Genomic DNA, 23,954 nt, shown 5'->3' on the forward strand with positions numbered 1-23,954 from the left:
TACCTAAATTTACTAATCTTTGTCGAATTTCCAGTGTGATTTCTCCTTGCGTCGAAATGACAAACAGTTTGTTAATGTTTTATTCCGTTGAGGCTTCCGCGATCTTCTTTCTGTGTTCAAACATACTCATAAACAAAAAAGTTCCCATTTTTCTGGCACGACGTTTTAGCGTTTCTACATTCTCACCTTCAAAATGTTCGTTAAGAGTCTGGAACCAATAGTTCAGCCATATCCCAAATTCGTTAGAGGTAATTTTGCTCTCAAAATGAGCATCAACTTCATTGTGTACCGCATGCGGATTGCCTTTGTATTTTTTTACTGCAAATAGATTAGTTTCCCAAAAATCAGTCAGCTTTTCAAGATGGGCATCCCAATCCTTAATCATGGTATTAAAATAAAAGCCAATTTCTTCATCGGCTCTTATTTTAGCATAAAACTGATGGACTAAAAATGAGATATCAGCTCTGTTTTCTATTTGTTTTCTCATAGTACAAAACTATTCAGAAATATAAGTAAAACACTTAATAAAGCACTTAAAATAATAAGGTTAAAAACCACTTTGTGTTTCATCTGTGCTAAAATTGAAGTGTTGGCAAAAACACAAGCCAATACGATAATTGCCAATTGAATCATTTGTCCAATAGAGGTTCCATGAGAAAGGATATACATTGCAGCGGTGCCACCTAAACAGCTTTGACCAATAACAGCCATTGCTGCAGAACCCATATAGTTTTTATTGAAATTTTCGAATGTTGTTTGATAAAGTGTCATAATATTTGTTTTTAGAGTAACAAAGGTACAAGCACTTTAGAGCTCCTATTTATGATTAAAATCATAAAACAAGAACTTTTTTATCGGTATACTTTTCTGTTTATAATTTTAAGAACACCCTTTTTTTCTAAAGATTTAATCGTTCTGATCACCGTTTCAACACGTAAACCCGTTAAGTCTCCAATTTGTTGTCTGGTAAAATTGATGAGGTAACCGTTTTCCTCTTTTTTAAAATTAAAAAAAGCAATTCCGTGGTCAATTAATTTTAAAACCCGATGCTCCGGTTCTTGCGTAGACATTTCGGCGGCCATAACTGATTTATAATACAATCGCTGCGCTAAATTCTCTATTATCTTAATGCTGACTTTTGGATTTTCTTCCAGCAATTTCATGAACTTATTTTTGGGCAATAAAAGAACCTCTGAATTTTCAACAGCAATAGCATTGGCCGGATAATTTTGATTTAAGAATAATGGTGGTTCACCAAAAGACTGGTCTTTATAAAAAATACCCTGAATAAATTCACGGCCATCATCATTATAATTACTCATTTTGATTTCGCCGGAAATAATTTGGTAATAGTGCGTTGGAAGATTGCCTTCTTCAAAAATAATCTCACTTTTATCGAAAGATTTTTTCAGGGCTCCATATTTTTCCAACACCTCAATTGCAATCATAATTTGGTTTTAGCGTTAGTACAAATATAATTTATTCAAAATAGTTCTTCGGGATTAAAAAACTTTTACTTTTACGGCCACTATAAGAACAAACCAAAAACGACGAAATCCAATGATAGATTTTTTTCTTGAAAGTTACAAAAATGCTCCTTTATGGCATATTGCTTTAGAGTTCTTAGTTTTTGTTTGTGGAATTTTGAGTGTCTGGTTTGCTAAAAAAGAAAATATTTGGGTATATCCAACAGGTTTAATTGCCACGGTAATATCTGTTTATCTATTATATATTGCGGGTTATATTGGTGATATGATTATTAATGGATACTTCTCGATTATGAGTATTTACGGTTGGTATATGTGGTCAAAAGGAGGAGCTCTAGAAGATAATTTACCGATTACGAGAACTAATTTTAATGAAAAAATAATCGGAATTTTACTGTTCTTTGTAACCGTTTTTGTAGTTTTCGGAATTTATAAATATTTTGATTACGAGATCCACAAAGACAATTATGTAGACATGATTTCGTCAGGAATATTTTTTGCAGGAATGTGGTACATGGCCAAGAAAAAAATCGAAAACTGGACACTTTGGATTATTGGCGATATTATTGTAGTGCCTCTTTATGCGTATCGCGGCTTAGGGATGTTGTCGCTACAATATTTAATTTTTACAATTTTGGCTATTTCAGCTTATTTAGAATGGAGAAAAATCTTAGACAGCAAAAAACAGCTATCATAAAAATTGCTTTGTTTGGTCCTGAAAGTACAGGAAAAACGACATTGGCAAAACAACTTGCAGAATATTATGTGACGGAATGGGTTCCTGAATTTGCACGTGATTATTTGCAGGAAAAATGGGAAGAGAATCAGCATATTTGTGTTGCTGATGATATGATGCCTATTGCCTATGGTCAGGTTGCATTAGAAAACAGAAAACTTGCTTCAGCAAAAAAATATTTGTTTTCTGATACTAATTTAATGGTTACCAAAGTTTTTTCTGAGATGTATTATGGTTTCTGTGATCCACTTTTAAACGAAGCCGCACTAGAACATGATTACGATTTGTTTTTCCTTACAGATATTGATGTTCCTTGGGAAAAAGACGATATCAGAGATACTTCGGATGGCAGGGAAACTGTTTTTTCAGTTTTTAAACAATCTTTAATTGATGCAAAAAAGCCATTTATAACACTTTCAGGTAATAAAGAAAGCCGTTTGGCAAAAGCGACAGCAATTATCGATAATTTGTCGATTGCAAAACAGCATGGTATTTCGTCAGCTGATTTTGTTCAGATATACAATCATGGAATTCCTTATGATAAAATAGTGAGTCAGTTAGAAATTTTTAAAAACGGAATTGCAAAAGCTAATTTAATAAGTCCGGCAACTATTAATAACGGAATTTTGAGTTTGTCAGAAGCTGAATTCAAAGAAAAGGCTCATTTTTTTGATCTTCAGAAAGAGAAACTTAAACTAAAAAAGTTTGTGCCGGCCTCTGGTGCAGCAAGTAGAATGTTTAAGTTTTTAACTGCTTTTCTGAAGGATTTCGACATTGAAAAAGAAACAATAAATGCTTATATCAATAGAAAAAAAGACAGCAATCTGTCTATTTTTATCGTAGCGCTCGATAAATTTCCATTTTTTGAAAGTATAGATAAAAAGCTTAGAGAAATTTATCCCGATTTTGAAACTTTAGACAGAGATTATAAAAACTATTATTTTATAAAAACTTTATTGTCACCAGATTATTTTGATTTTGCAAATAAGCCAAAAGCAGTATTGCCATTTCATAAATATAAAACACATATAGCAAACCCAATCGAAGAACATTTGAATGAATGTGTGCATTATGCAACATCAAATCAAGTTTCTAATTTGCATTTTACAGTCTCAGAAGCACATCAGAGTCTATTTGAAAATGAAGTTAAGGTACTTAAGAAAAAAGTAGAAAAAGCATCAGGGACTCAGATAAATATTAGTTATTCCTATCAAAATAAAAGTACAGATTCTATTTCTGTAGATGAAAAAAACAGACCAATTAGAGATAAAAACAATAATTTGGTATTTAGGCCCGGAGGTCATGGAGCCCTAATTGAGAATTTGAAAGAACTCGATTCAGATATTATTTTTATAAAAAATATAGACAATGTAATTCAAAATCATATTGATAAAATCGAGTTATATAAAAAAGCTTTAGCAGGAGTTTTGCTTGAAGTACAGCAACAGGTTTTTAGTTATTTGAATGCTATTGAAAAGCAGGAAATAAAAGAAAAAAATATCGAAGAAATTGTTACTTTTTTAATGCAGAAGCTCAACATTGAATTAAATAGTGATTTTAATAAGTTTACTGTTGAAAACAAAATCAGTAAGATAAAAGAATTGTTAGACAGACCAATCAGGGTTTGCGGAATGGTAAAAAATGAAGGAGAACCGGGGGGAGGCCCATTTTGGGTAAGGAATTCTAAAGGCGCGGTTTCATTGCAGATAGTAGAAACTTCCCAGGTCGATTTATCAAATAAAAAGCAGCAGGACATTTTATCCGAAGCAACCCATTTTAATCCGGTTGATTTGGTTTGCGGTATTAAAAATTATAAAAATGAGAAGTTTGATTTACTGCAATTTGTAGATCAGAAAGCAGGTTTTATAGTGGAGAAAAGTGTTGACGGAGAAATAGTAAAAAGCTATGAATTGCCTGGATTATGGAATGGTGCAATGGCAAATTGGTTAACCATTTTTGTGGCAGTACCATTGATTACTTTTAATCCGGTGAAAACAGTAAACGATTTATTAAAAGCAGCACATCAACCACAATAATGGATATCGAAAAAATCATATCAGAGTTAAGTTTTAAAGCCGTTAGAAGTAGTGGTGCAGGCGGACAAAACGTAAACAAGGTTTCATCAAAAGTAGTTTTGACTTTTGATATAAATACTTCGCAAGCTTTATCTGAAGAAGAAAAATTGCTTTTGCTAACTAATATTGCATCGCGTTTGACAACGGAAAATATCCTTATCTTAAATTGTGATGAAGACAGGAGCCAGCTAAAAAACAAAGATATTGTCATAAAGCGTTTTCTGGAAATAATCAAAAAAGGATTATTTGTTCCTAAAGTCCGTAAAGCAACTAAGATTCCCAAATCAGTTATCAAAAAACGAATCAAAGACAAAAAGAATATTTCTGATAGAAAACAATCTCGTAAGAAACCTGATTTAGATTAAAATTGTGATTATAAGGTGTTTAAAATGAAGTTTTGGAATTTGGAATTTAATTTTTAGAATTTGTTTTTTAACACTACATTTGCACTGTCTCAAAGGGGTGCTCTAAATAACGAGCTGAGATCATACCCAACGAACCTGAGCGAGTAATGTCGCTAAGGGAAATAAACGACAATTTTAGCGTGCACACTATATTTTGTCGTGAAACATTTATTAATTTAACAAAGAATAATTCCCCCTTTTATTCGTAATTCTTTACGAATGAAAACTATTATTAAAGGTACTGAGGTACTAAGTTGCAAAGGTTCTAAGGTTCAAAAAATGGACAGAACCAAATCTATTTTCTTTATTCTATTTTCTTTCCTCTATTCTCTTTCTTCTATTTCACAGGAACAAGATTCAACCAAAGTCAATAAACTTGATGATGTGTTAGTTTCAGCAGTTCGTGTTACTGCAAAAACTCCGGTTACATTTAGTAATATGGATAAAAAAGAAATTAAATTTAGAAATCTCGGACAGGATATCCCTGTTCTAATGAATTATTTACCATCTGTTGTTACTACTTCTGATGCGGGAGGCGGAATAGGGTATACCGGGATCAGAGTTCGTGGTAGTGATGCTACAAGAGTAAACGTAACGATCAACGGAATTCCTTATAACGATTCTGAAAGTCAGGGAACATTTTGGGTAAATATGCCGGATTTTGCCTCATCTGTAGAAAGTCTGCAGTTACAGCGCGGTGTAGGAACTTCGACAAATGGTTCCGGAGCGTTTGGTGCGAGTTTAAATATGCTTACAGATAGTTATGCTTCAAAACCAACAGGAGAAATTTCCAGTTCTTATGGTAGTTTCAATTCAAATAAAAATACGGTAAAATTCAGTACAGGTTTATTAAACGATCATTTTGAGTTGGCAGGACGTTTGTCTACCATTAAGTCTGATGGTTATGTAGATCGCGCCAGTTCAGACCTGAAATCCTATTTTCTGCAAGGAACTTATGTTGGAAAAACTACCTTAATTAAAGCCTTGGTTTTTGGCGGAACACAAAAAACATATCAATCCTGGAACGGAATTGATGCTGAAAAACTAAATTCAGATCGTACTTATAATTCTGCAGGAGAATATACAGACGAAGCAGGAAATATTCGTTATTATGATAATGAAACGGATAATTATGATCAGAACCATTATCAGTTGCATTGGAGCGAATCATTTTCTGATAAATGGAGCACAAATTTAGCCCTTCATTATACAAAAGGAAAAGGTTACTTTGAAAACTACAAAGAAGATGCTGTTATGTCTGAGTACAATTTAGCTCCGGTTGGAACTATTTCAGAAACAGATTTAATTCGTCAGAAATGGTTAGACAATGATTTCTACGGAACGACTTTTTCAGTAAAGTATAAAGACGAAAAACTAGACGTTATCTTAGGCGGAGGCTGGAATAAATACGAAGGCGATCATTACGGAAAAGTAATCTGGGCCAGATATGCTTCTCAGTCTGAATTAGGAGATCATTATTACGATGATTATTCGACAAAAACAGATGGAAATATTTTTGCAAAAGCAAATTATCAGTTTACTGAAAAATTAAGTTTTTACGGTGATTTGCAATACAGAAGAGTACAATATAAAGCCAATAGTAAAGAAACAGGAATAGTTGATGATACATTCAATTTCTTTAATCCAAAAGCAGGTTTAAATTACGAAATCAATCAAAAGAACACACTTTACTTTTCTTACGCACGTGCTAATCGTGAACCTAACAGAACCGATTATGAAGGCGGAAATGTGAAACCTGAAAAATTAAATGATTTTGAATTAGGCTGGAGATTCAATTCAGAGAAATTTCAATTGAATTCTAATTTCTACTATATGGGCTATAAAGATCAGTTGATTTTAACCGGAAGATTAGATGATGTTGGAGCTCCAATACGTGCTAATACTGAAAAAAGTTACCGTTTAGGATTTGAAGTTGATGCGACAATAAAACTTTCTGAAAAATTCCTTCTTAGACCAAACTTCACTTTAAGCAGTAATAAAAATGTTGATCTTGCTGTCGAAGGACAATACTACGGAACAACGGATATTGCTTATTCGCCAAATGTTATTGCCGGAAATATTATTGTGTATAGTCCAATGGAGAATTTTCATATTTCTTTATTACAAAAATATGTTGGAGAACAATACATGAACAATATCGAATTGCCTGCAGCTAAACTAGCAGATTACTTTGTAAACGATTTGAATATATCTTACGAAATAAAACCAAAATCTATTTTTAAATCAATTATGATTACCGGTTTAGTAAATAATATTCTGGATAAAAAATATGTTTCAAACGGAGCAATGTGGGATATTTATCCGTCCTATTATCCGCAGGCAGGAATTAATTTCCTGGCAGGATTGACTTTGAAGTTTTAAGGATATGTGATATAAAAAAAGCCTGAAAATTAAATTTTTCAGGCTTTTTTTATATTAATTATAAACGTGAATCACGGTTCCGCTTACTTCGACACGATATTGTTTCAATGGATATTCCTTACCTCCAAGTCCGGTAAACAAGCTATATTCTGATTTGTCGCAAGAACATAAAGCATTTATTCCGTTTATTGTCATTGCAACGCATGAATTTACGGCTTGATTAGGACACGCAGCATCAAAGGCATTATAACCACTTCCGGCATTAAAAATAATAATTCCTTTTGCACCATAATTAGGAATTATAATACCATTGCTCACAAACTTAAGATTAGAGTAAGCAGGTAGATTCATATCAATTGATAAGTTAACCGGATAACTGGGTATGTTAGGATTTTTGTTGCTTAAGTTATTATCGCTACAAGAGAAAAGCACAGAAATAAACAGGGTTAAGAGCCAGAATTTTTTCATTATTTTAATAAGAATTAGTGAAACAAAAATAATTTATTTAGATTTGATTTTTATATGATTAACATATAATTATGTACTATTAAAAATAATAGTATATTTGTAATACAAAATCCCGTCCCGATGGGATTTTTTGTATTTATATAAACGACGAAGTTATGAGTAAAGTATCTTATTATACAGCAGAAGGATTAAAAAAATTAAAAGATGAGTTGGAGCATTTAAAAAGTGTAATGCGACCAAAGGCATCTCAAGATATAGCAGAAGCAAGAGACAAAGGTGATTTATCTGAAAACGCCGAATATGATGCAGCAAAAGAAGCACAAGGTTTATTAGAAATGAGAATTTCTAAAATGGAAGAAGTGTATTCTAATGCAAGATTAATAGACGAATCACAACTTGATGTTTCGAAAGCATTGGTACTCTCTAATGTGAAAATTAAGAACCAAAGCAACGGAATGGAAATGAAGTACACGCTTGTTGCGGAAAGTGAAGCCGATTTGAAAACGGGAAAAATCTCTGTAACTTCTCCTATTGGAAAAGGTTTACTAGGGAAATCTGTTGGAGAAGTAGCAGAAATCACAGTTCCAAACGGAGTTTTGAAATTTGAAATATTAGAAATTACAAGAGACTAAATAGTTTAACCGTCTATTTGTTTAATTGGTTAACCGATTAAACGATTTACCAAATTAACGATTACGCAATGAGCATATTTACCAAAATAGTAAACGGAGAAATTCCTGCATATAAAATTGCTGAAGACGATAATTATTTGGCTTTTTTAGATGTAAACCCAAATGCTAAAGGACATACGCTGTGCATTCCAAAACAAGAAATCGATAAGATTTTTGATATGGATGATGAGTTGTATTTAGGATTAATGAAGTTTTCTAAGAAAATTGCAATTGCTATAGAGAAAACCGTTCCTTGCAAAAGAGTAGGTATGGCAGTTGTAGGATTAGAAGTTCCCCATGCGCACGTTCATTTGATTCCGTTAAACGAAATGGATGAAATGCGTTTTCATAATAAAGTATCACTTTCTAAAGAAGAATTTGAAGCTTTGGCTAAAAGTATTCAGGCAAATTTGTAAGTGTAAGATTTTTGTTTTGACGGATGTCAGGCTGAGCGAAGTCGAAGCCAAGTCCTGATTGAACATAAAGGGTTTCGGATCTACTTGATTTGACAAAGTAAAAATAGGAAAAGTGCAGTAAATTGTTTTACTGCACTTTTTTATTTAATGAAATTTGAAAAGTAGTTCCTTTTCCAATTTCAGAATGTAGCACTTTTATTTTTCCGGCATGGTATTCTTCAACAATTCGTTTGGTTAAGGAAAGCCCTAATCCCCAGCCGCGTTTTTTAGTGGTAAAACCAGGTTCAAAAATCGATTTGAATTGACTCTTCGGAATTCCGGTTCCGGAATCTTTTACATTTATTTTTACATGATGCGCATCCTGTTCGATTTGAAGATCCAGGGTTCCCTTTCCCTTCATGGCATCAATGGCATTTTTTACTAAATTTTCGATCGTCCAACTGTGCAATGTTGGATTTATCATCACTAATATTGGTTCTTTTGAACCGTGATAAGAAAAAGCAACTTGTTTAGAAAAACGAGATTGCAAATATTCATAAGTATTCAGGGTTTCGGCAATAATATCATGTTCTTCTAAGACAGGAACAGAACCAATTTTAGAAAAACGATCTGTGATAGTCTGCAAACGTTCAATATCTTTTTCGATCTCTGTTGTTATGGATGGATCAATGTCTTCAGTCTTTAAAATCTCAACCCAGCCTATTAAAGAAGATAAAGGCGTCCCGATCTGGTGCGCTGTTTCTTTTGCCATTCCTGCCCAAAGTTTGTTTTGAGTGGCCATTTTAGTGCTTTTATAAAAGTTATAAATTAAAGCACCAAATAAAAATATAATCAGCAATAACGCAACCGGATAATATTTAAGCTTATTGATTAAAGCCGAATTTCCATAATAAACTCGCTGATGTTTTCCGGGAGCATATTCAATAATGATAGGTTCGTTTTCATTCTTTAGATTTTTTAAATACGACATAGATTTCTTTTTGTCTGCAAGGATTTCTTCAGGAACATTCACAGAACTAATCACCTTGTCGTACATCGTGAGCATAACAGGAACAGATGTATTGTTGTTTAAAATATCAAGTGGTAAATCCAGATCAGTATTCTCATCCGCATTCACTAATGTTTTTTGAGCATTGGCCCAAAGGTTCATCTTAAGTCTTTCTTCGTTTTTAAAAATTTGAAAAAAAGTATAAGTGTTCCAGAGAATCAAAGAAATGATTAAAAAGGAAATGAAAACAATAATCCACCGGGTTGTATTTCTTCTTTCGGAAAAAGACATAAAATATTTTTTGAGGTATAAATATAACGAAATAAACACATTTAATATTTTGTAAGCCTCTAAAGATTTTTTGTTTTTAAATCTAAAACTATTTCTTTGGCAGAAACGATTTCTATACTTTTGCAGTTGCGGAAATGAGATTCGGTTAAAAAGAAAAATTCTATGATTAGCATCGATCCTAAAGAAATTACAACGGTAAAACTGCAAGGTTATCTGCAAAGTGCAGTTGGGCCAAGGCCTATTGCTTTTGCAAGTACAATAAGTACAAAAGGAATCCCGAATTTGTCGCCTTTTAGTTTTTTTAATGTGTTCAGTGCCAATCCGCCAATTTTGGTTTTTTCGCCAGCGCGTCGTGTTCGTGATAATACCATAAAACATACTTTGATCAATGCCGAAGCAACTCGCGAAGTGGTAATCAATGTAGTCAATTATGATATGGTACAGCAAACATCATTAGCCAGTACTGAATATGGAGAAGGAGTAAACGAATTTATCAAAGCCGGATTAACACAAATTCCGTCAGATTTTGTAAAACCGTATCGTGTAAAAGAGTCTCCCGTGCAGTTTGAGTGCAAAGTCACGCAGATTATTCCGTTAGGAGATCAGGGCGGAGCAGGGAATTTGATTCTTTGTGAAGTGGTGAAAATTCATATTCACGAAGCTGTTTTAGATGAAAATGGTGCTATCGATCAACATAAAATAGACCTGGTTTCGAGATTAGGAAGTAATTGGTATTCAAGATCTAATGCGGGACTTTTTGAAGTCCCAAAACCCTTGACAACATTAGGCGTTGGAGTAGATGTAATCCCGAATTATATCAGGAAAAGCACCGTTTTTGACGGAAATGATCTCGGGAAATTAGGTAACATTGAAGCCTTGCCTACAACAGAAGAAGTTAGTATATTTGTGAAAGAAAACTTTTCGGTCAAAGGAGTATTAAGTTCCGACGATCAGGAAAAGCTACATTTAGAAGCTAAAAAATATTTGAATAACGATGATATTTCATCGGCATGGAAAGTGCTTTTAGCAAAAAAAATAGAAAAGAAACAATAATTAATATAGAAGAAGATGGAAGTTACAGGAAAAGTAAAAGTGGTGAACCCAGAGCAACAAGTTAGTGCTGCATTCAAAAAAAGAGAGTTGGTTGTTACCACAGATGAGCAGTATCCACAGCATATTTTGATCGAATTTACACAAGATAAATGCGATTTATTAAGTAGCTACAAACAAGGTGAGGCAGTAAAAGTTTCTATCAATTTAAGAGGAAGAGAATGGGTTAATCCACAAGGAGAAACCAGATATTTCAATAGTATTCAAGGTTGGAGAATCGAAAGAGTAGCGCCAGAAGGTCCTGGACAGACTCCGGCAATGCCTACAGCAGAGACTTTTGCTCCGGCTACAAACTTAAACGAAGACGAACCGGACGATTTACCTTTCTAAAAAGGTTTAAAGTCAGAAAGTCAAATTCCAAATTCCAATTCATAAATATGCAATTGGAGTTTGGAATTTTTTGTATTAGAAACTCAACGCATTTTATGTCATTTCGACCGAAGGGAGAAATCACACACAAAACTCGTCAAAGAATACAGACAATTGTTGTTGACCAGCTAGTGTGATTTCTCCTTCGTCGAAATGACAAGATTGTAGAAGTCAGGTGTTTGTAATTTGGAATTTATCCCGAAGCCTCAGGATTGGAATTTTTATTTTAAAAGATGTATTACGTATTCAACGATTTGTTTTTTCCCCCGGTTTCAGAAGCCGATGAAGAAGGTATTCTTGCCATTGGCGGCGATTTAGATCCGGAACGATTGAAGTTAGCTTACAAAAGTGGAATTTTCCCCTGGTTTAATGAAGGAGATCCAATACTTTGGTGGTCTCCGGATCCCAGAATGGTTTTATTTTTAGATGAATTAATTGTGTCTAAAAGCATGCGTAATATCCTGAATCGAAATCAGTTTAAAATTACTTTTAATCAAAACTTTGAAGCTGTGATTTCAAATTGCCAAAACATAAAACGTGATGGTCAGGACGGAACATGGATTTCAAACGAAATGATCGATGCTTATTGTAAACTGAATCAGCAGGGAATTGCAAAATCTGTTGAGGTTTGGCAAGATGAGGTTTTGGTAGGAGGTTTGTACGGAATCGATCTGGGTCATGTATTTTGTGGCGAAAGTATGTTCTCGAAAGTATCAAATGCTTCGAAAGTTGCTTTTATAGCTTTGGCAAATTATTTAAAAAAAGAGAATTATAAACTTTTAGATTGTCAGGTTTATAATCCACATTTAGAGAGTTTAGGTTGTCGGGAAATCGATCGTGAAGAGTTTATGTCTATTTTAGAAAAATAAAGGAGTGTAATTTATACTCTATTGTAAATATATTTTTTTTTAAAAATTCAATTTTGTAAAACTATAATTCAGCGTATTAAAAAGTACTAATTCATTTTTTAAAGTAGGTAGATCCAAAATTAACTTTAGGGTTTCGTGCGCCATCATTGTTCCTATAATTCCCGGCAAAGTACCCAAAACACCATTTAAATTGCAATTTGGAACATCCTTTGGATCCGGCATTTCAGGAAATATGTCACGCAGATTTTTACTTCCGTTATGATTAAAAACGGCAATCTGACCTTCAAATTTTAAAATACTCCCGTAAACCAATGGTTTTTGCAAAGTAACACAAGTATCGTTTACTAAATAACGTGTTGCAAAATTATCTGAACCGTCTACAACAATATCATACTGTTGAATAATTTGATTGGCATTTTCAATCGTTAGTTTTTCAGTTATTGCGAGTACTTCTATTAAGGGATTTAGTTTTGAAACCACTTCTGTAGCAACAAGAGTTTTTTGCTGACCAATTTCTTTTTCAGTATATAAAATCTGTCGGTGTAAATTGTGAATTTCAATTGTATCATAATCCATAATTCCAATAAAACCGACACCAGCTGTGGCTATATATTGCAAGATGGGACAACCCAAACCACCGGCGCCAATAACCAAAACTTTTGCTTTTTTCAGTTTTTCCTGGCCTTCGTCTCCAATTTCAGGTAAGATTGTTTGTCTGTTGTAACGTAAAAATTCTTGTATAATGCTCATTTAATTTAAGTCTTAAAGTGTAAAGTCGAAGATCAAAAGTCCAAGAGAAAGGCCGGAATCAAAGTAAAGTATTTTACTCTAAGACTTTATAACTTTCGACTTTATGACTGTATATTTTGTCCCAATCTTTCCAAACAGGTTCGTAACCTGTGTTTGTTATAATTTGTGCAATTTCTCTGGCGGAACGTTCATCGCTGATTTCAAATTGTTCCAGAGATTGCTGATCAACCACATAACCACCTGGATTTGTTTTAGATCCTGCGCTCATACTCGTTACCCCAATTGGAATAATGTTGTTTCTGAATTTCTCATTTTCTCTTGTCGAAATTGAAATTTCAAGATCTTCATTCCACAAACGATACGCACAAATAAGCTGTGTTAGATCTTTATCATCCATAATAAAGTTAGGTTCAATAATGCCTTCAGCCGGACGAAGTCTCGGAAAAGAAACCGAATATTTGGTCTGCCAATATTTCTTTTGAAGATAATCGAGATGTAAAGCATTAAAGAAACTATCGGTACGCCAGTCTTCCAAACCTAATAAAACACCTAAACCTATTTTATGAATTCCTGCAGTTCCAATTCTATCAGGAGTTTCTAATCTATAATCGAAATTTGATTTTTTGCCTTTAGTATGGTATTTTTTGTATACTTCCTGATGATAGGTTTCCTGATACACTAAAACCGAATACACGCCGGCGTCATGCAAACGTTCATAATCTTCGGTTGAAAGTGGCTGAACTTCAACCGAAATAATCGAAAATTGCTCTCTTATTAAGGCAATTGCATTCAGAAAATAATTAATATTTACGGTGTAATTTGCTTCGCCGGTTACCAATAAAACATGATCAAAGCCAAGACTTTTTAAAGCTTCGACTTCGAGTTTTATTTCAGAATCTAAAAGTGTTTTTCGTTTGATTTTATTGTCTAAACTAAAACCGCAATATGTGCAAATGTTCTGGCATTCATTGCTTAGATAAAGTGGCGCATACATTTGAATGGTTCTGCCGAAACGTTTTTTAGTAATTTCATGGCATTCTTGAGCCATTTGCTCCAAATAATTTTGAGCAGCAGGAGAAATTAGAATTAGAAAATCATCGAGATTGCGTTTGGTTTTAGACAAAGAACGTTCTACATCTTTTGATGTAGTGTGGTATATTTTTGATTGAATAGTGTCCCAATCGTATTGCTGAAAAATGGCTTTAAAAGTATTCATTGGCTTGATTTTTTTTACCGCAAAGAGCGCTAAGAATTACGCAAAGGCCGCTAAGCTTTGTCTTTTTTACGTCTGATTAAAAAGTCTGCAAAGCTTAGCGGCCTTTGCGAAAAAACCTTGCGAACTTTGCGGTTAAATATTTTAATCATAAAGAAAAGATGTCAAAGGACTAGAAGCAATCGCATAATTCTGTTGATTAGCGATTTTAGCTTCAAAAGCTTTTCTACCAGCAATGACAGCCTCCTTAAAAGCTTCTGCCATTAATTTAGGATTTCCGGCGACGGCAATTGCGGTATTCACCAAAACAGCATCGGCACCAATTTCCATTGCTTTTGCAGCATCAGACGGTGCACCAATTCCGGCATCTATAATTACGGGAACATTGCTTTGTTCGATAATAATCTCTAGAAAATCGATAGTTTTCAAACCTTTATTGCTTCCAATTGGTGAACCTAGCGGCATCACGGCCGAAGTTCCTGCGTTCTCTAAGTGTTTGCACAAAACAGGATCAGCATGTATGTATGGTAAAACAAAAAAGCCAAGTTTAGCTAATTCTTCTGTTGCTTTGAGCGTTTCAATTGGGTCCGGCATTAAGTATTTTGGATCCGGATGAATTTCTAGTTTCAGCCAATTTGTTTCTAACGCTTCTCTGGCTAATTGAGCGGCAAAAACAGCTTCTTTTGCATTTCTTGCACCAGATGTATTAGGTAATAAATGAATGTTTGGATGTTGTAGATGCGATAAAATAGCATCGGTTTCAGTTTCTAAATCGATGCGTTTTAGAGCAACGGTAACCAATTCACTTCCTGATGCTAAAATGGCTTCTTCCATTTCACGATTAGAACCAAATTTCCCGGTTCCTAAAAACAGGCGGGAGGTTAAGGTTTTATCTCCAATTTTAAACAATGACGTTTGCATATAACTTTTCGTTTAGTTGTTGAATTAATTTCTTTTTTTGATTGCTATTGGTGATCATTCCTGATACTGCAATACCATGAATTCCGGTTTCCATTAAGGGATTTATATCTTCTAAAGTAATTCCTCCAATGGCATAAACAGGAATCTGTATTTTATTGGTTATTAGTCTTTGAAGAATTTCGTGATAACCTGACAGACCTAAAATTGGACTTAATTTTTCTTTAGTATTAGTAAATCGAAAAGGTCCCAATCCAATATAATCGCAACCATTTTTGACGTGATTTTCAATGTCTTCAAATGTATTTGCAGTTGCGCCAATAATTTTCGTATTGCCTAAAATTGCTCTTGCTTCATCGATTCTCATGTCTGATAATCCTAAATGTACCCCGTCAGCGGCAATTTGCTGAGCGAGATAAAGATTGTCGTTTACAATGAAATTCGCCAGATATTCGTCGCATAAAAATTTTACAGCTTCAGCTAAAGCAAAAGTATCTTTGGCAGTTTGATCTTTGAATCGCATTTGTATCCAATCGCATCCTGCGTCAAGTGCCTGATGAATATTATACAATTGTTCTTCGATTGTTTTTCCTTGTGAAATGTATTGCAGTTTATGGTACATAATGATATCCGATTAAAGTTGAAGTTGAACTCAGGTATTTTTCGATATAGGTTTTGGCATTTTTGCAGGCCTCTTTTATATTTTGATTCAATGCCAGATTGGCGGAAATTGCTGATGATAATACACAACCGGAACCATGTTTTTCAAAACAGTTATTGTCAGAAGGCAGTAAATCAACAACTTCATTTTTCAGGAATAAACGGTCAGTTCCAATTTCAGAAAGATTGTGTCCGCCTTTTAATAAAATGTTTGTTTGAATTTCATTTTGCAATCCAAGATGATCTGGAATAAAACCTGGAAATAAAACTTCGATTTCATTATAATTAGGAGTGATCAAATCTATTTTGGATAAAATTGTATTTAAATCCAGTTGATCTTCCATATTCATGAATTCGAATTTTGTAGTCGATTTTAAAACCGGATCCCAAACAATTTTAACGTCGGGAGTAAGTGTTTTTATTCTCGAAAGAATTTGGTTCAGATAATGTAATGAGGGAACAATCCCAATTTTTACAGTTGCAATTTTATAGTTTTGAAATAAAGTATCAATCGAACGAATTACAAAGTTTAAATCTGTCCATTCAATAGCATGAAATTCATTTTCAGTCTGGATGGTATTGCCTGTTATAATGGCAAATCCAGTAACCTCATGCTGTTCAAATGTTTTGATATCTGCCAAAACACCTGCGCCACCAGTTGGGTCAAAACCTGCTATACTGACTACGAATGGGCGATTTTTTGACATAATTTGAATTGTTTTATTGGATTTTCGTTATTCCAGATACTTCCTAAAAGTGCAACATCATCAAAACCATTTTCAAGTGTTTTTTGGATATTTTCAGAATCAATTCCGCCTAAAGCGACAACTTTAGTTTGATGATTTTTTCGTGATTTTAAAGCTTCAAAAAGGTTTTCTCCTGGATGGTAGTTCTCTTTAGAAATACTTGTAAAAACAGGACTTAGAAAAGCGTAATCAAAATTCTCTTCCAAGGCATTGAAATCTTCTATGGAATGTGTTGATGTCGAAGATGTCCTTCTGTTATGACTCATTGTTAAATTATTTTTCCTTTCTTTTTCAGAAAAGTGTACCCTGTAAATTTCAAAATTTTCAGCTAATTGGTGATGATTGTGCAAAACTAGATTAGAACGAAAGTCAAGTTTTATCTGATGGATAAATTCCGCCATCTCAATCTCAGAAAAATAAGGTTTCCTAACATGAAGCAAAGACAATCCTTCTTCAAACAAAGAATCTATAATGCTGATTTCATTTGCAATAGCAGAAGGATTTGTAATTACAATCATAGTCTTTATTCTTTTCTCTTTGTTCTATTCTCTCTAATCTATTCTCTTTGTTCTATTTTCTTTATTCTTTTCTCTCTAATCAATTCTCTCTTCCTAAATATAAATTTCTTTCCCTTGCTCAATAAACTCTTCTGATTTCTCCTGCATCCCTTTTTCGGCAGCAGCGACATCGCGTATTTCCTGAGATATTTTCATAGAACAGAATTTAGGTCCGCACATTGAGCAGAAATGAGCCACTTTTGCACCATCAGCAGGAAGAGTTTCATCATGAAATTCTCTGGCTGTATCTGGATCTAAGGATAGATTAAACTGATCTTCCCAACGAAATTCGAAACGTGCTTTACTCAAGGCGTTATCACGATATTGTGCTCCCGGATGACCTTTGGCTAAATCAGCAGCATGAGCAGATATTTTATAAGTGATCACGCCATCTTTTACATCTTTTTTGTTGGGTAAGCCCAGATGTTCTTTTGGCGTGACATAGCACAACATTGCGCAACCATACCAGCCAATCATTGCAGCTCCAATGGCAGATGTAATATGATCGTAACCTGGGGCAATATCAGTAGTTAAAGGGCCTAAAGTATAAAACGGAGCTTCATGGCAATGTTCTAATTGTTTGTCCATGTTTTCTTTGATCATGTGCATTGGTACGTGACCAGGACCTTCAATAAAAACCTGAACATCATGTTTCCATGCGATTTTTGTCAGTTCTCCCAATGTTTCTAATTCGGCAAATTGTGCAGCATCGTTAGCATCTGCAATAGAGCCCGGACGCAAACCATCGCCCAAAGAAAAAGCGACATCATATTGTTTCATGATTTCGCAGATTTCTTCGAAATGGGTATATAAAAAGTTTTCTTTATGATGAAATAAACACCATTTTGCCATGATTGATCCGCCACGAGAAACGATTCCGGTAACACGATCAGCAGTTAAATGTATATAGCGCAATAAAACTCCGGCATGAATAGTGAAATACGAAACGCCTTGTTCTGCCTGTTCGATTAAAGTATCTCGGAAAACTTCCCAGGTTAAATCTTCGGCGATTCCTTTTACTTTTTCTAAAGCTTGATAAATAGGAACCGTACCAATTGGAACCGGTGAATTACGTATAATCCATTCTCGGGTTTCATGAATATTTTTTCCCGTAGATAAATCCATAATCGTGTCTGCGCCCCAACGGCAAGCCCAAACAGCTTTTTCGACTTCTTCCTCGATGCTTGAAGTTACAGCACTATTCCCGATATTGGCATTTATCTTTACCAGAAAATTACGTCCAACAATCATGGGTTCACTTTCGGGATGGTTGATGTTGTTTGGGATAATCGCTCTTCCGCAAGCAACTTCGCTGCGAACAAATTCCGGAGTGATTTTACTTTTTGGAGTATTTGCACCAAAGCTATGTCCGCTGTGTTGGCATTTCATCGCTTTAGTCTGCTCGTTCAAAAGTTCGATGCGTTGGTTTTCGCGAATGGCGATATATTCCATTTCCGGAGTTATAATGCCCTGTTTTGCGTAATACAATTGGGTAACGTTCGCGCCATTTTTTGCTTTTTTTGGCTGATGTAAATATTCGAATCTAAGGTGATCTAAACTTTCATCTTTCAATCTGGTTTGACCGTAATCTGAAGATATTTCATTTAGAATTTCTACGTCATTTCTATTCAGGATCCAACTTTCGCGTAAGCGTGGTAATCCTTTTCGAATATCAATTTCGATGTTTGGATCTGTGTATGGGCCAGAAGTATCGTAAATAGTTACTGGTGGATTTTTTTCGATTCCGCCATTAGAGAGTTTTGTATCGCTAAGAATAACTTCGCGCATGGCAACTTCTATTGGGTGAATTTCACCTTTTACATATATTTTTTTGGAGTTTGGAAAAGGAGTTCTGGAAATTTTTTCTTCGTTAGTCATATGGAGAAGTTTAAAAGTTTTTCTTGTTTAAGGTTTCAGGTTTTCCGTAGAGGCGCACAGCAGTGCGTCTACGTTATGTATGTCAATTGGAATTTGGAATTTGGTCCCGATGGTTATCGGAATTGAATTGGGATTTTAATTTTATCCTCCCTGCGTTGCTGAAATAATAAGAATTTCGTCAGTTTCGCGTACAAGATGTTGGTTCCAATTGGTTTTTGGAACAACGGTATTATTAATGGCAACGGCGATTCCGTTTTGTTTGTGTGGAATTTCGAGATCGAGCAATGACTGAACGCTTAACGATTCAGCATTGAATTGTTTGATTTGTTGGTTGATTTTTAGTTCCATTCCTTAAGTTTTTAGGTTACCGTAAAAATTCACTACAGTGAATAGGTACCTTAGGAATGGCTACAATTACGCATAAAAATGCGCGCAGAAGTCATCTTACTTTTCCCTACGCTAGTATGAACTAGATCAGGTTCAGAGGGTAAAATCTCAGCCTACAAGTTGTAGACACCCCTAAAGTCTGAAGCAAATATATGTAATTTTGTTTAAAAGTTTCAATTTTCAGGTTTCAAGTTTTTGAAAAACTAAAAATGGAGACTGTGAATGAGGCTATTTTTCCTTTCGGGTAAAGCAATCTTCAATATGATCATTGACCATTCCGGTGGCTTGCATATGTGCGTAAATCACGGTTGAACCTACGAATTTAAAACCTCGTTTTTTTAAATCTTTACTGATCTCGTCTGAAAGTGGAGTAGTGGCCGGAACGTCTTTTAGGGATTTTGGATTGTTATTGATGGGTTTTCCGTTCGTGAATTTCCAAATATAATCAGAGAAACTCCCAAATTCGTCTTGCACTTTCATAAAAGCATGTGCATTTGAAATGGTTGCACGAATTTTAAGTTTATTTCGAATAATCCCGGAGTCTTGCAATAAGGACTCGATTTTTTCTTCAGTATAATTGGCTATTTTTTTATAATCGAAACGATCAAAAGCTACCCTGAAATTTTCCCTTTTGTTTAAAATAGTGATCCAGCTTAATCCGGCTTGAAAAGTTTCCAGAATTAGAAATTCGAATAAAGATGCATCATCATAAACAGGAATGCCCCATTCTTCGTCATGGTATTTTTTGTATAAATCGCTGGAAGAACACCAGCCGCATCGAATTAAATTTTCCTTTTCCATTATTTTCCTATTTTCCAATGATACCCTTTTACAGAAGGAATATATGCAGAAGTTCCTATGATGATTAGATCATTATAGATCTTTTTATTGTATTTAATTCCGATTGCTTTTCCTGATGTATACATTTTATTAGCTTCGAATTTGATTTTCATTCTGGCATCCGTGAACTTGGCGTCTGATACTTTTTCAATGAACCAGGTAGATTTCCATTTGATGTCAATTTCATCTTCAGCAGTTTTCGTAATGCTTTTTATCAGTTTAACACCTTCTTTTGGAATGTTATGATTTTCGATTAATTCTTTTTGGGTTAATGTTTCACCTGTTTTACAAGTCGAAAGTAGTTTTCTAAAGTAGTTAAAGCCTCTTATCTTTTCATTGTTTAATGTTCCTATTTCTGTACTGTCTTTTGTAATGCTGGCTTCTCCGGTAATACTTTTATCATTTTTTATTTTGTTTGGCAATATCGTTTTTGCAATAGAATCTTTAACTGCCGTTATCGTTTCTACTGTATTTTTTGATATGTCTTTTATCTTTTCGGAAATTGTGCTGGTAGATTTTAGTAATTTCTCCCGATCATTTTTATTACAGCTAAAAATGCTTAATGATAGTAAAATTGATAGTAAGATTATATTTTCTTTTTTCATTCGTTAACATCTTCTTTTTGCTCTGAAACATTGTCTTTTTCGAGATATTTTTTAATCATATGATGTCCTGCATAAATTAGCGGAGTCAATAAGATGGCTATTGATAATTTAAAAATATATCCAATTAAAGCTGACGAAAGAAAGGTGTCAAAATTAATTTTTCCCGGTAACCAAAATGCAATACCAAGAACAATAAAAGAATCAAATAATTGCGAGATTACAGTTGATCCTGTGGTTCTAAGCCATATTTTTCTTTCTCCGGTACGTCGTTTAAAGAACCAAAATATCCAGACATCGATTAGCTGAGATACCATAAATGCAATCAAACTACCAATAATGATCCACATACTTTGTCCGAATACGGCTTGAAATTGTTCGTCATTTACAGGACTAATTCCTTTTGCGGCTGGAATTACAATAGCCATAAACAATATTAAAAAAGCGTATGCTATTAAACAGGCTGTTATAAAAGATAATTTTTTAACACCTTTTTCTCCAAAATATTCATTGATCAAATCCGTAGTTAAAAAAACTACTGGCCAGGGCAAAATACCAATACTCATTACAAACGGGCCAACTTGAATTAATTTTCCGCCAATAAGTTCAGCGACAACAGCATTAGTAATAAAGATGCCTGCCAGAACTACAAAAACAATTTCTTTTCGGGTTTTAAACATGTGAGTGGTAAATGATGTGCCAAATTTAAACTATTTCTATATAACTTCTAAAGGATAGCTTTAAATTAAACTTGGATTTGAGGTTGATTTGAAAGTTAAAATTTTCTTTCGAATGCTGATTTTTAGTTACATTTGGAACAATATTCTATTAAAAATCAAATTAATGATAATGAAAAAATTAATGACAATTTTTCTCATGGGAACAACTTTATTTGCGGCAAACGCACAAACTAATTCCAACAATCCATTGCTTAAAAAATGGACAGGACCTTACGGAGGAGTTCCTGCATTTAATGAGTACAAAGTATCGGATTTTAAGCCTGCGCTTCAATTTGCGATTCAGGAAAAACTAAACGAGGTTGATGCTATTGCAAATAGTACAAAAGCACCAACTTTTGATAATACGATTGCGGCTTTAGAGCGCTCAGGTAAAACAATGTCTCGAATTTATACTGTTTACGGGATTTATGGTTCTACATTAAGCACTCCGGAATTCGATGCTGTAGAAACAGAAATGTCTCCAAAATTATCTGCGTTCAATGACAAAGTTTTACAAAACAAAAAACTATTTACCAGAATAGAAACTTTGTACAACTCAAAAGAAAGCAAGAAACTAACGAGCGAGCAGCAACGTTTAATTTGGTTGTATTATACTGATTTTGTTCGTGAAGGTGCTAAATTGAATGAAAAAGACAAAGAAAAAGTTGCTAAGATCAATCAGGAACTGGCAAGTCTTTTTACGAAATTTAGTCAAAATTTATTAGCAGAAGAGCACAATCAATATGTAGCATTAAACGTAGAAAGTGATTTTGATGGTTTGCCGGCTGAAGTAAAAAATGCAGCAATTGCTGAGGCAAAAAGCAGAAAATTAGATGTTATGGGATGTGTTGCAAATACACGTTCGTCTATTGAGCCATTTTTGACTTTTTCTACTCGTAGGGATTTAAGAGAAAAAGCATTTGATATTTTCGTGAAACGTGGTGATAATGGTAATGCAAATGATAACAATTCAACTCTTGTTACTATTTTGCAATTGCGTACTGAAAAAGCAAAATTATTAGGTTTTCCTACTTTTGCTGATTGGAGTTTGTCTAACAAAATGGCAAAAGATCCTAAGAAAACATTAGATTTAATGTTGTCAGTATGGGAGCCTGCTGTAGAAAAAGTGCATCAGGATGTTGCCGAAATGCAGAAAATTGTAGATGCTGAAGGTGGTAAATTTAAAATTCAGCCTTGGGATTATCGTTTCTATGCTGAAAAAGTTAGAAAAGCAAAATACGATTTAGATCAAAACGAAGTGAAGCCTTATTTGCAATTAGAAAACTTACGTGAAGGTATGTTTTGGGTTGCCGGTGAATTGTTTAATTTAAGTTTCAAACAAATTACAAACGTTCCTGTATATCATCCAGATGTACGTGTTTGGGAGGTAAGTAATAAGATTACAGGTAAAGTTGTAGGATTGTGGTATTTTGATCCTTATGCACGCGCAGGAAAGCGTTCTGGTGCATGGATGAATGCTTACCGTGATCAGCAAAAAATGGATGGCGAAGTTCTTACTATCGTATCTAATAACTGTAATTTTATAAAAGGTACTGCAAATGAGCCAGTTTTAATTTCCTGGGAAGACGCTACAACTTTGTTTCATGAATTTGGACATGCGCTTCATGGTTTATGTTCTAATGTAACGTATCCTAGTTTATCAGGAACTAATGTTGCGAGAGATTATGTAGAGTTTCCGTCACAATTGTTAGAGCACTGGTTGGCTACTCCTGAGGTATTGAATAAGTTTGCTTTGCATTACAAAACAAATCAACCTTTGCCACAATCTTTGGTAGACAGAATTGAAAAAGCGGCTAATTTTAATGAAGGTTTCTCAACTGTAGAAACAATTTCAAGTTCATTAATTGATATGAAACTTCACTTGGCAACAGAAACTATTGATCCTCATAAATTCGAAAAAGAGACTTTAGATGCGCTTCATATGCCATCAGAAATTGTAATGCGTCATAGAATTCCTCAATTCGGACATATTTTCTCTGGAGATGGATATGCTGCCGGATACTATAGCTATTTATGGGCAGATGTTATTAATGCAGATGCTTATGAGGCTTTTACAGAAGGAAAAGGACCTTATGATAAAGAAGTTGCAAAACGACTTTATGATGATATTTTTAGTGTAGGAAATACTATTGATCAGGAGAAAGCTTATGAAAACTTTAGAGGAAGAGCTCCTAAGTCTGACGCTTTAATGCGCGCAAGAAACTTTCCTATTATAAATAAAAAATAGTAAAATTAGATTTTTATTGAAATCCCCGGATAATATAATTATTCGGGGATTTTTTTTATGAAGTTTAGAGCTGAGTTTTTAGTTACAGATTTTAAGGATTAAAAAGACTTATAGTGTCTTTATTTTACAGAAAGTAACCACATTCTTTGTCATCTCGACGAAGGAGAGAT

At 34.1% G+C, this 23,954-nt stretch carries 26 protein-coding genes and 1 riboswitch; of the genes, 10 read left to right on the plus strand and 16 right to left on the minus strand.

Going from position 1 to position 23,954, the window contains the following annotated elements; all coding sequences use genetic code 11:
- Positions 1–79 precede the first annotated feature (79 nt).
- From QLQ94_RS08050 to QLQ94_RS08060, 3 genes are all read right to left on the minus strand, one after another.
- The gene (locus tag QLQ94_RS08050) at positions 80–487 is read right to left on the minus strand and encodes a group III truncated hemoglobin (protein WP_271337026.1); all 408 of its coding nucleotides are present in this window, start codon (positions 485–487) and stop codon (positions 80–82) included.
- Entirely contained in the window at positions 484–771 is a 288-nt protein-coding gene (locus QLQ94_RS08055) for a hypothetical protein (RefSeq protein ID WP_482499480.1), read from the minus strand. Before QLQ94_RS08055 ends, QLQ94_RS08050 begins: the two co-directional genes overlap by 4 nt.
- Before the next feature lie 80 nt (positions 772–851).
- Positions 852–1,448 (minus strand): Crp/Fnr family transcriptional regulator, encoded by a 597-nt coding sequence (locus tag QLQ94_RS08060; RefSeq protein WP_482499482.1) that lies wholly within the window; start codon positions 1,446–1,448, stop codon positions 852–854.
- Between the two features lie 112 nt (positions 1,449–1,560).
- Here QLQ94_RS08060 and pnuC point away from each other — a divergent pair, with 112 nt between their 5' ends.
- The 4 genes from pnuC (at position 1,561) to QLQ94_RS08080 (ending at position 7,084) form a co-directional block, all read left to right on the plus strand.
- Positions 1,561–2,184 carry a nicotinamide riboside transporter PnuC gene (gene pnuC, locus QLQ94_RS08065; protein ID WP_271337024.1) on the plus strand — a complete coding sequence of 208 codons (624 nt, stop codon included), beginning with the start codon at positions 1,561–1,563 and terminating at the stop codon, positions 2,182–2,184.
- Positions 2,145–4,259, plus strand: a complete 2,115-nt coding sequence (locus QLQ94_RS08070) for a DUF4301 family protein (protein ID WP_482499484.1) — start codon at positions 2,145–2,147, stop codon at positions 4,257–4,259. The genes pnuC and QLQ94_RS08070 overlap by 40 nt, the downstream gene beginning before the upstream one ends.
- The gene (gene arfB, locus QLQ94_RS08075; protein ID WP_482499486.1) at positions 4,259–4,663 is read left to right on the plus strand and encodes an alternative ribosome rescue aminoacyl-tRNA hydrolase ArfB; all 405 of its coding nucleotides are present in this window, start codon (positions 4,259–4,261) and stop codon (positions 4,661–4,663) included. Before QLQ94_RS08070 ends, arfB begins: the two co-directional genes overlap by 1 nt.
- 258 nt (positions 4,664–4,921) lie before the next feature.
- Positions 4,922–7,084 (plus strand): TonB-dependent receptor, encoded by a 2,163-nt coding sequence (locus tag QLQ94_RS08080; protein WP_271337021.1) that lies wholly within the window; start codon positions 4,922–4,924, stop codon positions 7,082–7,084.
- Between the two features lie 54 nt (positions 7,085–7,138).
- Here QLQ94_RS08080 and QLQ94_RS08085 read toward each other — a convergent pair whose 3' ends face one another.
- Positions 7,139–7,552: a Rieske (2Fe-2S) protein gene (locus QLQ94_RS08085; RefSeq protein ID WP_271337020.1), complete on the minus strand. Its 414-nt coding sequence runs from the start codon at positions 7,550–7,552 to the stop codon at positions 7,139–7,141.
- Positions 7,553–7,707: 155 nt separating this feature from the next.
- On the opposite strand from QLQ94_RS08085, the gene greA reads away from it, so the two are divergent.
- Positions 7,708–8,184 (plus strand): transcription elongation factor GreA, encoded by a 477-nt coding sequence (greA, locus tag QLQ94_RS08090; protein ID WP_039111852.1) that lies wholly within the window; start codon positions 7,708–7,710, stop codon positions 8,182–8,184.
- 68 nt (positions 8,185–8,252) lie between these two features.
- Positions 8,253–8,639, plus strand: coding sequence for an HIT family protein (locus QLQ94_RS08095; RefSeq protein ID WP_271337019.1), 387 nt, complete (start codon positions 8,253–8,255; stop codon positions 8,637–8,639).
- A gap of 127 nt (positions 8,640–8,766) precedes the next feature.
- Here the strand turns inward: QLQ94_RS08095 and QLQ94_RS08100 are convergent, their stop codons facing one another.
- On the minus strand, positions 8,767–9,918 hold the full coding sequence (locus QLQ94_RS08100; protein WP_271337018.1) for a sensor histidine kinase: 1,152 nt from the start codon (positions 9,916–9,918) through the stop codon (positions 8,767–8,769).
- A 162-nt stretch (positions 9,919–10,080) separates the two neighbouring features.
- Here QLQ94_RS08100 and QLQ94_RS08105 point away from each other — a divergent pair, with 162 nt between their 5' ends.
- The 3 genes from QLQ94_RS08105 to aat all read left to right on the plus strand — a co-directional run bounded on the left by QLQ94_RS08105 (position 10,081) and on the right by aat (position 12,266).
- Complete coding sequence (locus tag QLQ94_RS08105) at positions 10,081–10,971, plus strand: flavin reductase family protein (protein ID WP_271337017.1); 891 nt, start codon at positions 10,081–10,083, stop codon at positions 10,969–10,971.
- Between the two features lie 15 nt (positions 10,972–10,986).
- On the plus strand, positions 10,987–11,358 hold the full coding sequence (locus QLQ94_RS08110; RefSeq protein WP_271337016.1) for a DUF3127 domain-containing protein: 372 nt from the start codon (positions 10,987–10,989) through the stop codon (positions 11,356–11,358).
- A gap of 272 nt (positions 11,359–11,630) precedes the next feature.
- Positions 11,631–12,266, plus strand: a complete 636-nt coding sequence (aat, locus tag QLQ94_RS08115) for a leucyl/phenylalanyl-tRNA--protein transferase (protein WP_427402403.1) — start codon at positions 11,631–11,633, stop codon at positions 12,264–12,266.
- 39 nt (positions 12,267–12,305) lie between these two features.
- Here the strand turns inward: aat and QLQ94_RS08120 are convergent, their stop codons facing one another.
- From QLQ94_RS08120 to QLQ94_RS08170, 11 genes are all read right to left on the minus strand, one after another.
- On the minus strand, positions 12,306–13,016 hold the full coding sequence (locus QLQ94_RS08120; RefSeq protein ID WP_271337014.1) for a HesA/MoeB/ThiF family protein: 711 nt from the start codon (positions 13,014–13,016) through the stop codon (positions 12,306–12,308).
- 73 nt (positions 13,017–13,089) lie between these two features.
- Entirely contained in the window at positions 13,090–14,232 is a 1,143-nt protein-coding gene (thiH, locus tag QLQ94_RS08125; protein ID WP_482499489.1) for a 2-iminoacetate synthase ThiH, read from the minus strand.
- A 141-nt stretch (positions 14,233–14,373) separates the two neighbouring features.
- Positions 14,374–15,150 (minus strand): HisA/HisF-related TIM barrel protein, encoded by a 777-nt coding sequence (locus tag QLQ94_RS08130; protein WP_482499491.1) that lies wholly within the window; start codon positions 15,148–15,150, stop codon positions 14,374–14,376.
- On the minus strand, positions 15,131–15,769 hold the full coding sequence (locus QLQ94_RS08135) for a thiamine phosphate synthase (RefSeq protein ID WP_482499492.1): 639 nt from the start codon (positions 15,767–15,769) through the stop codon (positions 15,131–15,133). Before QLQ94_RS08135 ends, QLQ94_RS08130 begins: the two co-directional genes overlap by 20 nt.
- A complete protein-coding gene (locus tag QLQ94_RS08140; RefSeq protein WP_482499493.1) occupies positions 15,759–16,514 on the minus strand; it encodes a hydroxymethylpyrimidine/phosphomethylpyrimidine kinase in 756 nt (251 codons plus the stop codon). The genes QLQ94_RS08135 and QLQ94_RS08140 overlap by 11 nt, the downstream gene beginning before the upstream one ends.
- Positions 16,490–17,071: a thiamine phosphate synthase gene (locus tag QLQ94_RS08145; protein ID WP_271337009.1), complete on the minus strand. Its 582-nt coding sequence runs from the start codon at positions 17,069–17,071 to the stop codon at positions 16,490–16,492. Before QLQ94_RS08145 ends, QLQ94_RS08140 begins: the two co-directional genes overlap by 25 nt.
- A 93-nt stretch (positions 17,072–17,164) precedes the next feature.
- A complete protein-coding gene (thiC, locus tag QLQ94_RS08150; RefSeq protein WP_271337008.1) occupies positions 17,165–18,988 on the minus strand; it encodes a phosphomethylpyrimidine synthase ThiC in 1,824 nt (607 codons plus the stop codon).
- Between the two features lie 141 nt (positions 18,989–19,129).
- Positions 19,130–19,336 carry a sulfur carrier protein ThiS gene (thiS, locus tag QLQ94_RS08155; protein WP_271337007.1) on the minus strand — a complete coding sequence of 69 codons (207 nt, stop codon included), beginning with the start codon at positions 19,334–19,336 and terminating at the stop codon, positions 19,130–19,132.
- Positions 19,337–19,422: 86 nt separating this feature from the next.
- Positions 19,423–19,519: riboswitch (TPP riboswitch) on the minus strand.
- Positions 19,520–19,603: 84 nt separating this feature from the next.
- Positions 19,604–20,176 (minus strand): DNA-3-methyladenine glycosylase I, encoded by a 573-nt coding sequence (locus tag QLQ94_RS08160; RefSeq protein WP_271337006.1) that lies wholly within the window; start codon positions 20,174–20,176, stop codon positions 19,604–19,606.
- Positions 20,176–20,820, minus strand: a complete 645-nt coding sequence (locus QLQ94_RS08165; RefSeq protein WP_482499495.1) for a hypothetical protein — start codon at positions 20,818–20,820, stop codon at positions 20,176–20,178. Before QLQ94_RS08165 ends, QLQ94_RS08160 begins: the two co-directional genes overlap by 1 nt.
- Complete coding sequence (locus QLQ94_RS08170; RefSeq protein WP_271337004.1) at positions 20,817–21,497, minus strand: queuosine precursor transporter; 681 nt, start codon at positions 21,495–21,497, stop codon at positions 20,817–20,819. Before QLQ94_RS08170 ends, QLQ94_RS08165 begins: the two co-directional genes overlap by 4 nt.
- Positions 21,498–21,666: 169 nt before the next feature.
- Between QLQ94_RS08170 and QLQ94_RS08175 the strand changes: the two genes are divergently transcribed.
- Positions 21,667–23,784, plus strand: coding sequence for a M3 family metallopeptidase (locus QLQ94_RS08175; RefSeq protein WP_414655399.1), 2,118 nt, complete (start codon positions 21,667–21,669; stop codon positions 23,782–23,784).
- Positions 23,785–23,954 lie beyond the last annotated feature (170 nt).

This window comes from Flavobacterium sp. B114r (assembly GCF_056824125.1).

What these genes read in the sequence shown, in the direction of transcription:
- QLQ94_RS08080 (WP_271337021.1), top strand. Translation starts at nt 4,922, where the DNA reads ATGAAAACTATTATTAAAGGTACTGAGGTACTAAGTTGCAAAGGTTCT.
- QLQ94_RS08110 (WP_271337016.1), top strand. Translation starts at nt 10,987, where the DNA reads ATGGAAGTTACAGGAAAAGTAAAAGTGGTGAACCCAGAGCAACAAGTT.
- greA (WP_039111852.1), top strand. Translation starts at nt 7,708, where the DNA reads ATGAGTAAAGTATCTTATTATACAGCAGAAGGATTAAAAAAATTAAAA.
- thiC (WP_271337008.1), bottom strand. Translation starts at nt 18,988, where the DNA reads ATGACTAACGAAGAAAAAATTTCCAGAACTCCTTTTCCAAACTCCAAA.
- pnuC (WP_271337024.1), top strand. Translation starts at nt 1,561, where the DNA reads ATGATAGATTTTTTTCTTGAAAGTTACAAAAATGCTCCTTTATGGCAT.
- QLQ94_RS08130 (WP_482499491.1), bottom strand. Translation starts at nt 15,150, where the DNA reads ATGCAAACGTCATTGTTTAAAATTGGAGATAAAACCTTAACCTCCCGC.
- QLQ94_RS08100 (WP_271337018.1), bottom strand. Translation starts at nt 9,918, where the DNA reads ATGTCTTTTTCCGAAAGAAGAAATACAACCCGGTGGATTATTGTTTTC.
- thiH (WP_482499489.1), bottom strand. Translation starts at nt 14,232, where the DNA reads ATGAATACTTTTAAAGCCATTTTTCAGCAATACGATTGGGACACTATT.
- QLQ94_RS08050 (WP_271337026.1), bottom strand. Translation starts at nt 487, where the DNA reads ATGAGAAAACAAATAGAAAACAGAGCTGATATCTCATTTTTAGTCCAT.
- QLQ94_RS08175 (WP_414655399.1), top strand. Translation starts at nt 21,667, where the DNA reads ATGAAAAAATTAATGACAATTTTTCTCATGGGAACAACTTTATTTGCG.
- QLQ94_RS08160 (WP_271337006.1), bottom strand. Translation starts at nt 20,176, where the DNA reads ATGGAAAAGGAAAATTTAATTCGATGCGGCTGGTGTTCTTCCAGCGAT.
- thiS (WP_271337007.1), bottom strand. Translation starts at nt 19,336, where the DNA reads ATGGAACTAAAAATCAACCAACAAATCAAACAATTCAATGCTGAATCG.
- QLQ94_RS08070 (WP_482499484.1), top strand. Translation starts at nt 2,145, where the DNA reads ATGGAGAAAAATCTTAGACAGCAAAAAACAGCTATCATAAAAATTGCT.
- QLQ94_RS08120 (WP_271337014.1), bottom strand. Translation starts at nt 13,016, where the DNA reads ATGAGCATTATACAAGAATTTTTACGTTACAACAGACAAACAATCTTA.
- QLQ94_RS08085 (WP_271337020.1), bottom strand. Translation starts at nt 7,552, where the DNA reads ATGAAAAAATTCTGGCTCTTAACCCTGTTTATTTCTGTGCTTTTCTCT.
- QLQ94_RS08140 (WP_482499493.1), bottom strand. Translation starts at nt 16,514, where the DNA reads ATGTCAAAAAATCGCCCATTCGTAGTCAGTATAGCAGGTTTTGACCCA.
- QLQ94_RS08060 (WP_482499482.1), bottom strand. Translation starts at nt 1,448, where the DNA reads ATGATTGCAATTGAGGTGTTGGAAAAATATGGAGCCCTGAAAAAATCT.
- QLQ94_RS08145 (WP_271337009.1), bottom strand. Translation starts at nt 17,071, where the DNA reads ATGATTGTAATTACAAATCCTTCTGCTATTGCAAATGAAATCAGCATT.
- QLQ94_RS08055 (WP_482499480.1), bottom strand. Translation starts at nt 771, where the DNA reads ATGACACTTTATCAAACAACATTCGAAAATTTCAATAAAAACTATATG.
- QLQ94_RS08165 (WP_482499495.1), bottom strand. Translation starts at nt 20,820, where the DNA reads ATGAAAAAAGAAAATATAATCTTACTATCAATTTTACTATCATTAAGC.
- QLQ94_RS08170 (WP_271337004.1), bottom strand. Translation starts at nt 21,497, where the DNA reads ATGTTTAAAACCCGAAAAGAAATTGTTTTTGTAGTTCTGGCAGGCATC.
- QLQ94_RS08105 (WP_271337017.1), top strand. Translation starts at nt 10,081, where the DNA reads ATGATTAGCATCGATCCTAAAGAAATTACAACGGTAAAACTGCAAGGT.
- QLQ94_RS08095 (WP_271337019.1), top strand. Translation starts at nt 8,253, where the DNA reads ATGAGCATATTTACCAAAATAGTAAACGGAGAAATTCCTGCATATAAA.
- arfB (WP_482499486.1), top strand. Translation starts at nt 4,259, where the DNA reads ATGGATATCGAAAAAATCATATCAGAGTTAAGTTTTAAAGCCGTTAGA.
- QLQ94_RS08135 (WP_482499492.1), bottom strand. Translation starts at nt 15,769, where the DNA reads ATGTACCATAAACTGCAATACATTTCACAAGGAAAAACAATCGAAGAA.
- aat (WP_427402403.1), top strand. Translation starts at nt 11,631, where the DNA reads ATGTATTACGTATTCAACGATTTGTTTTTTCCCCCGGTTTCAGAAGCC.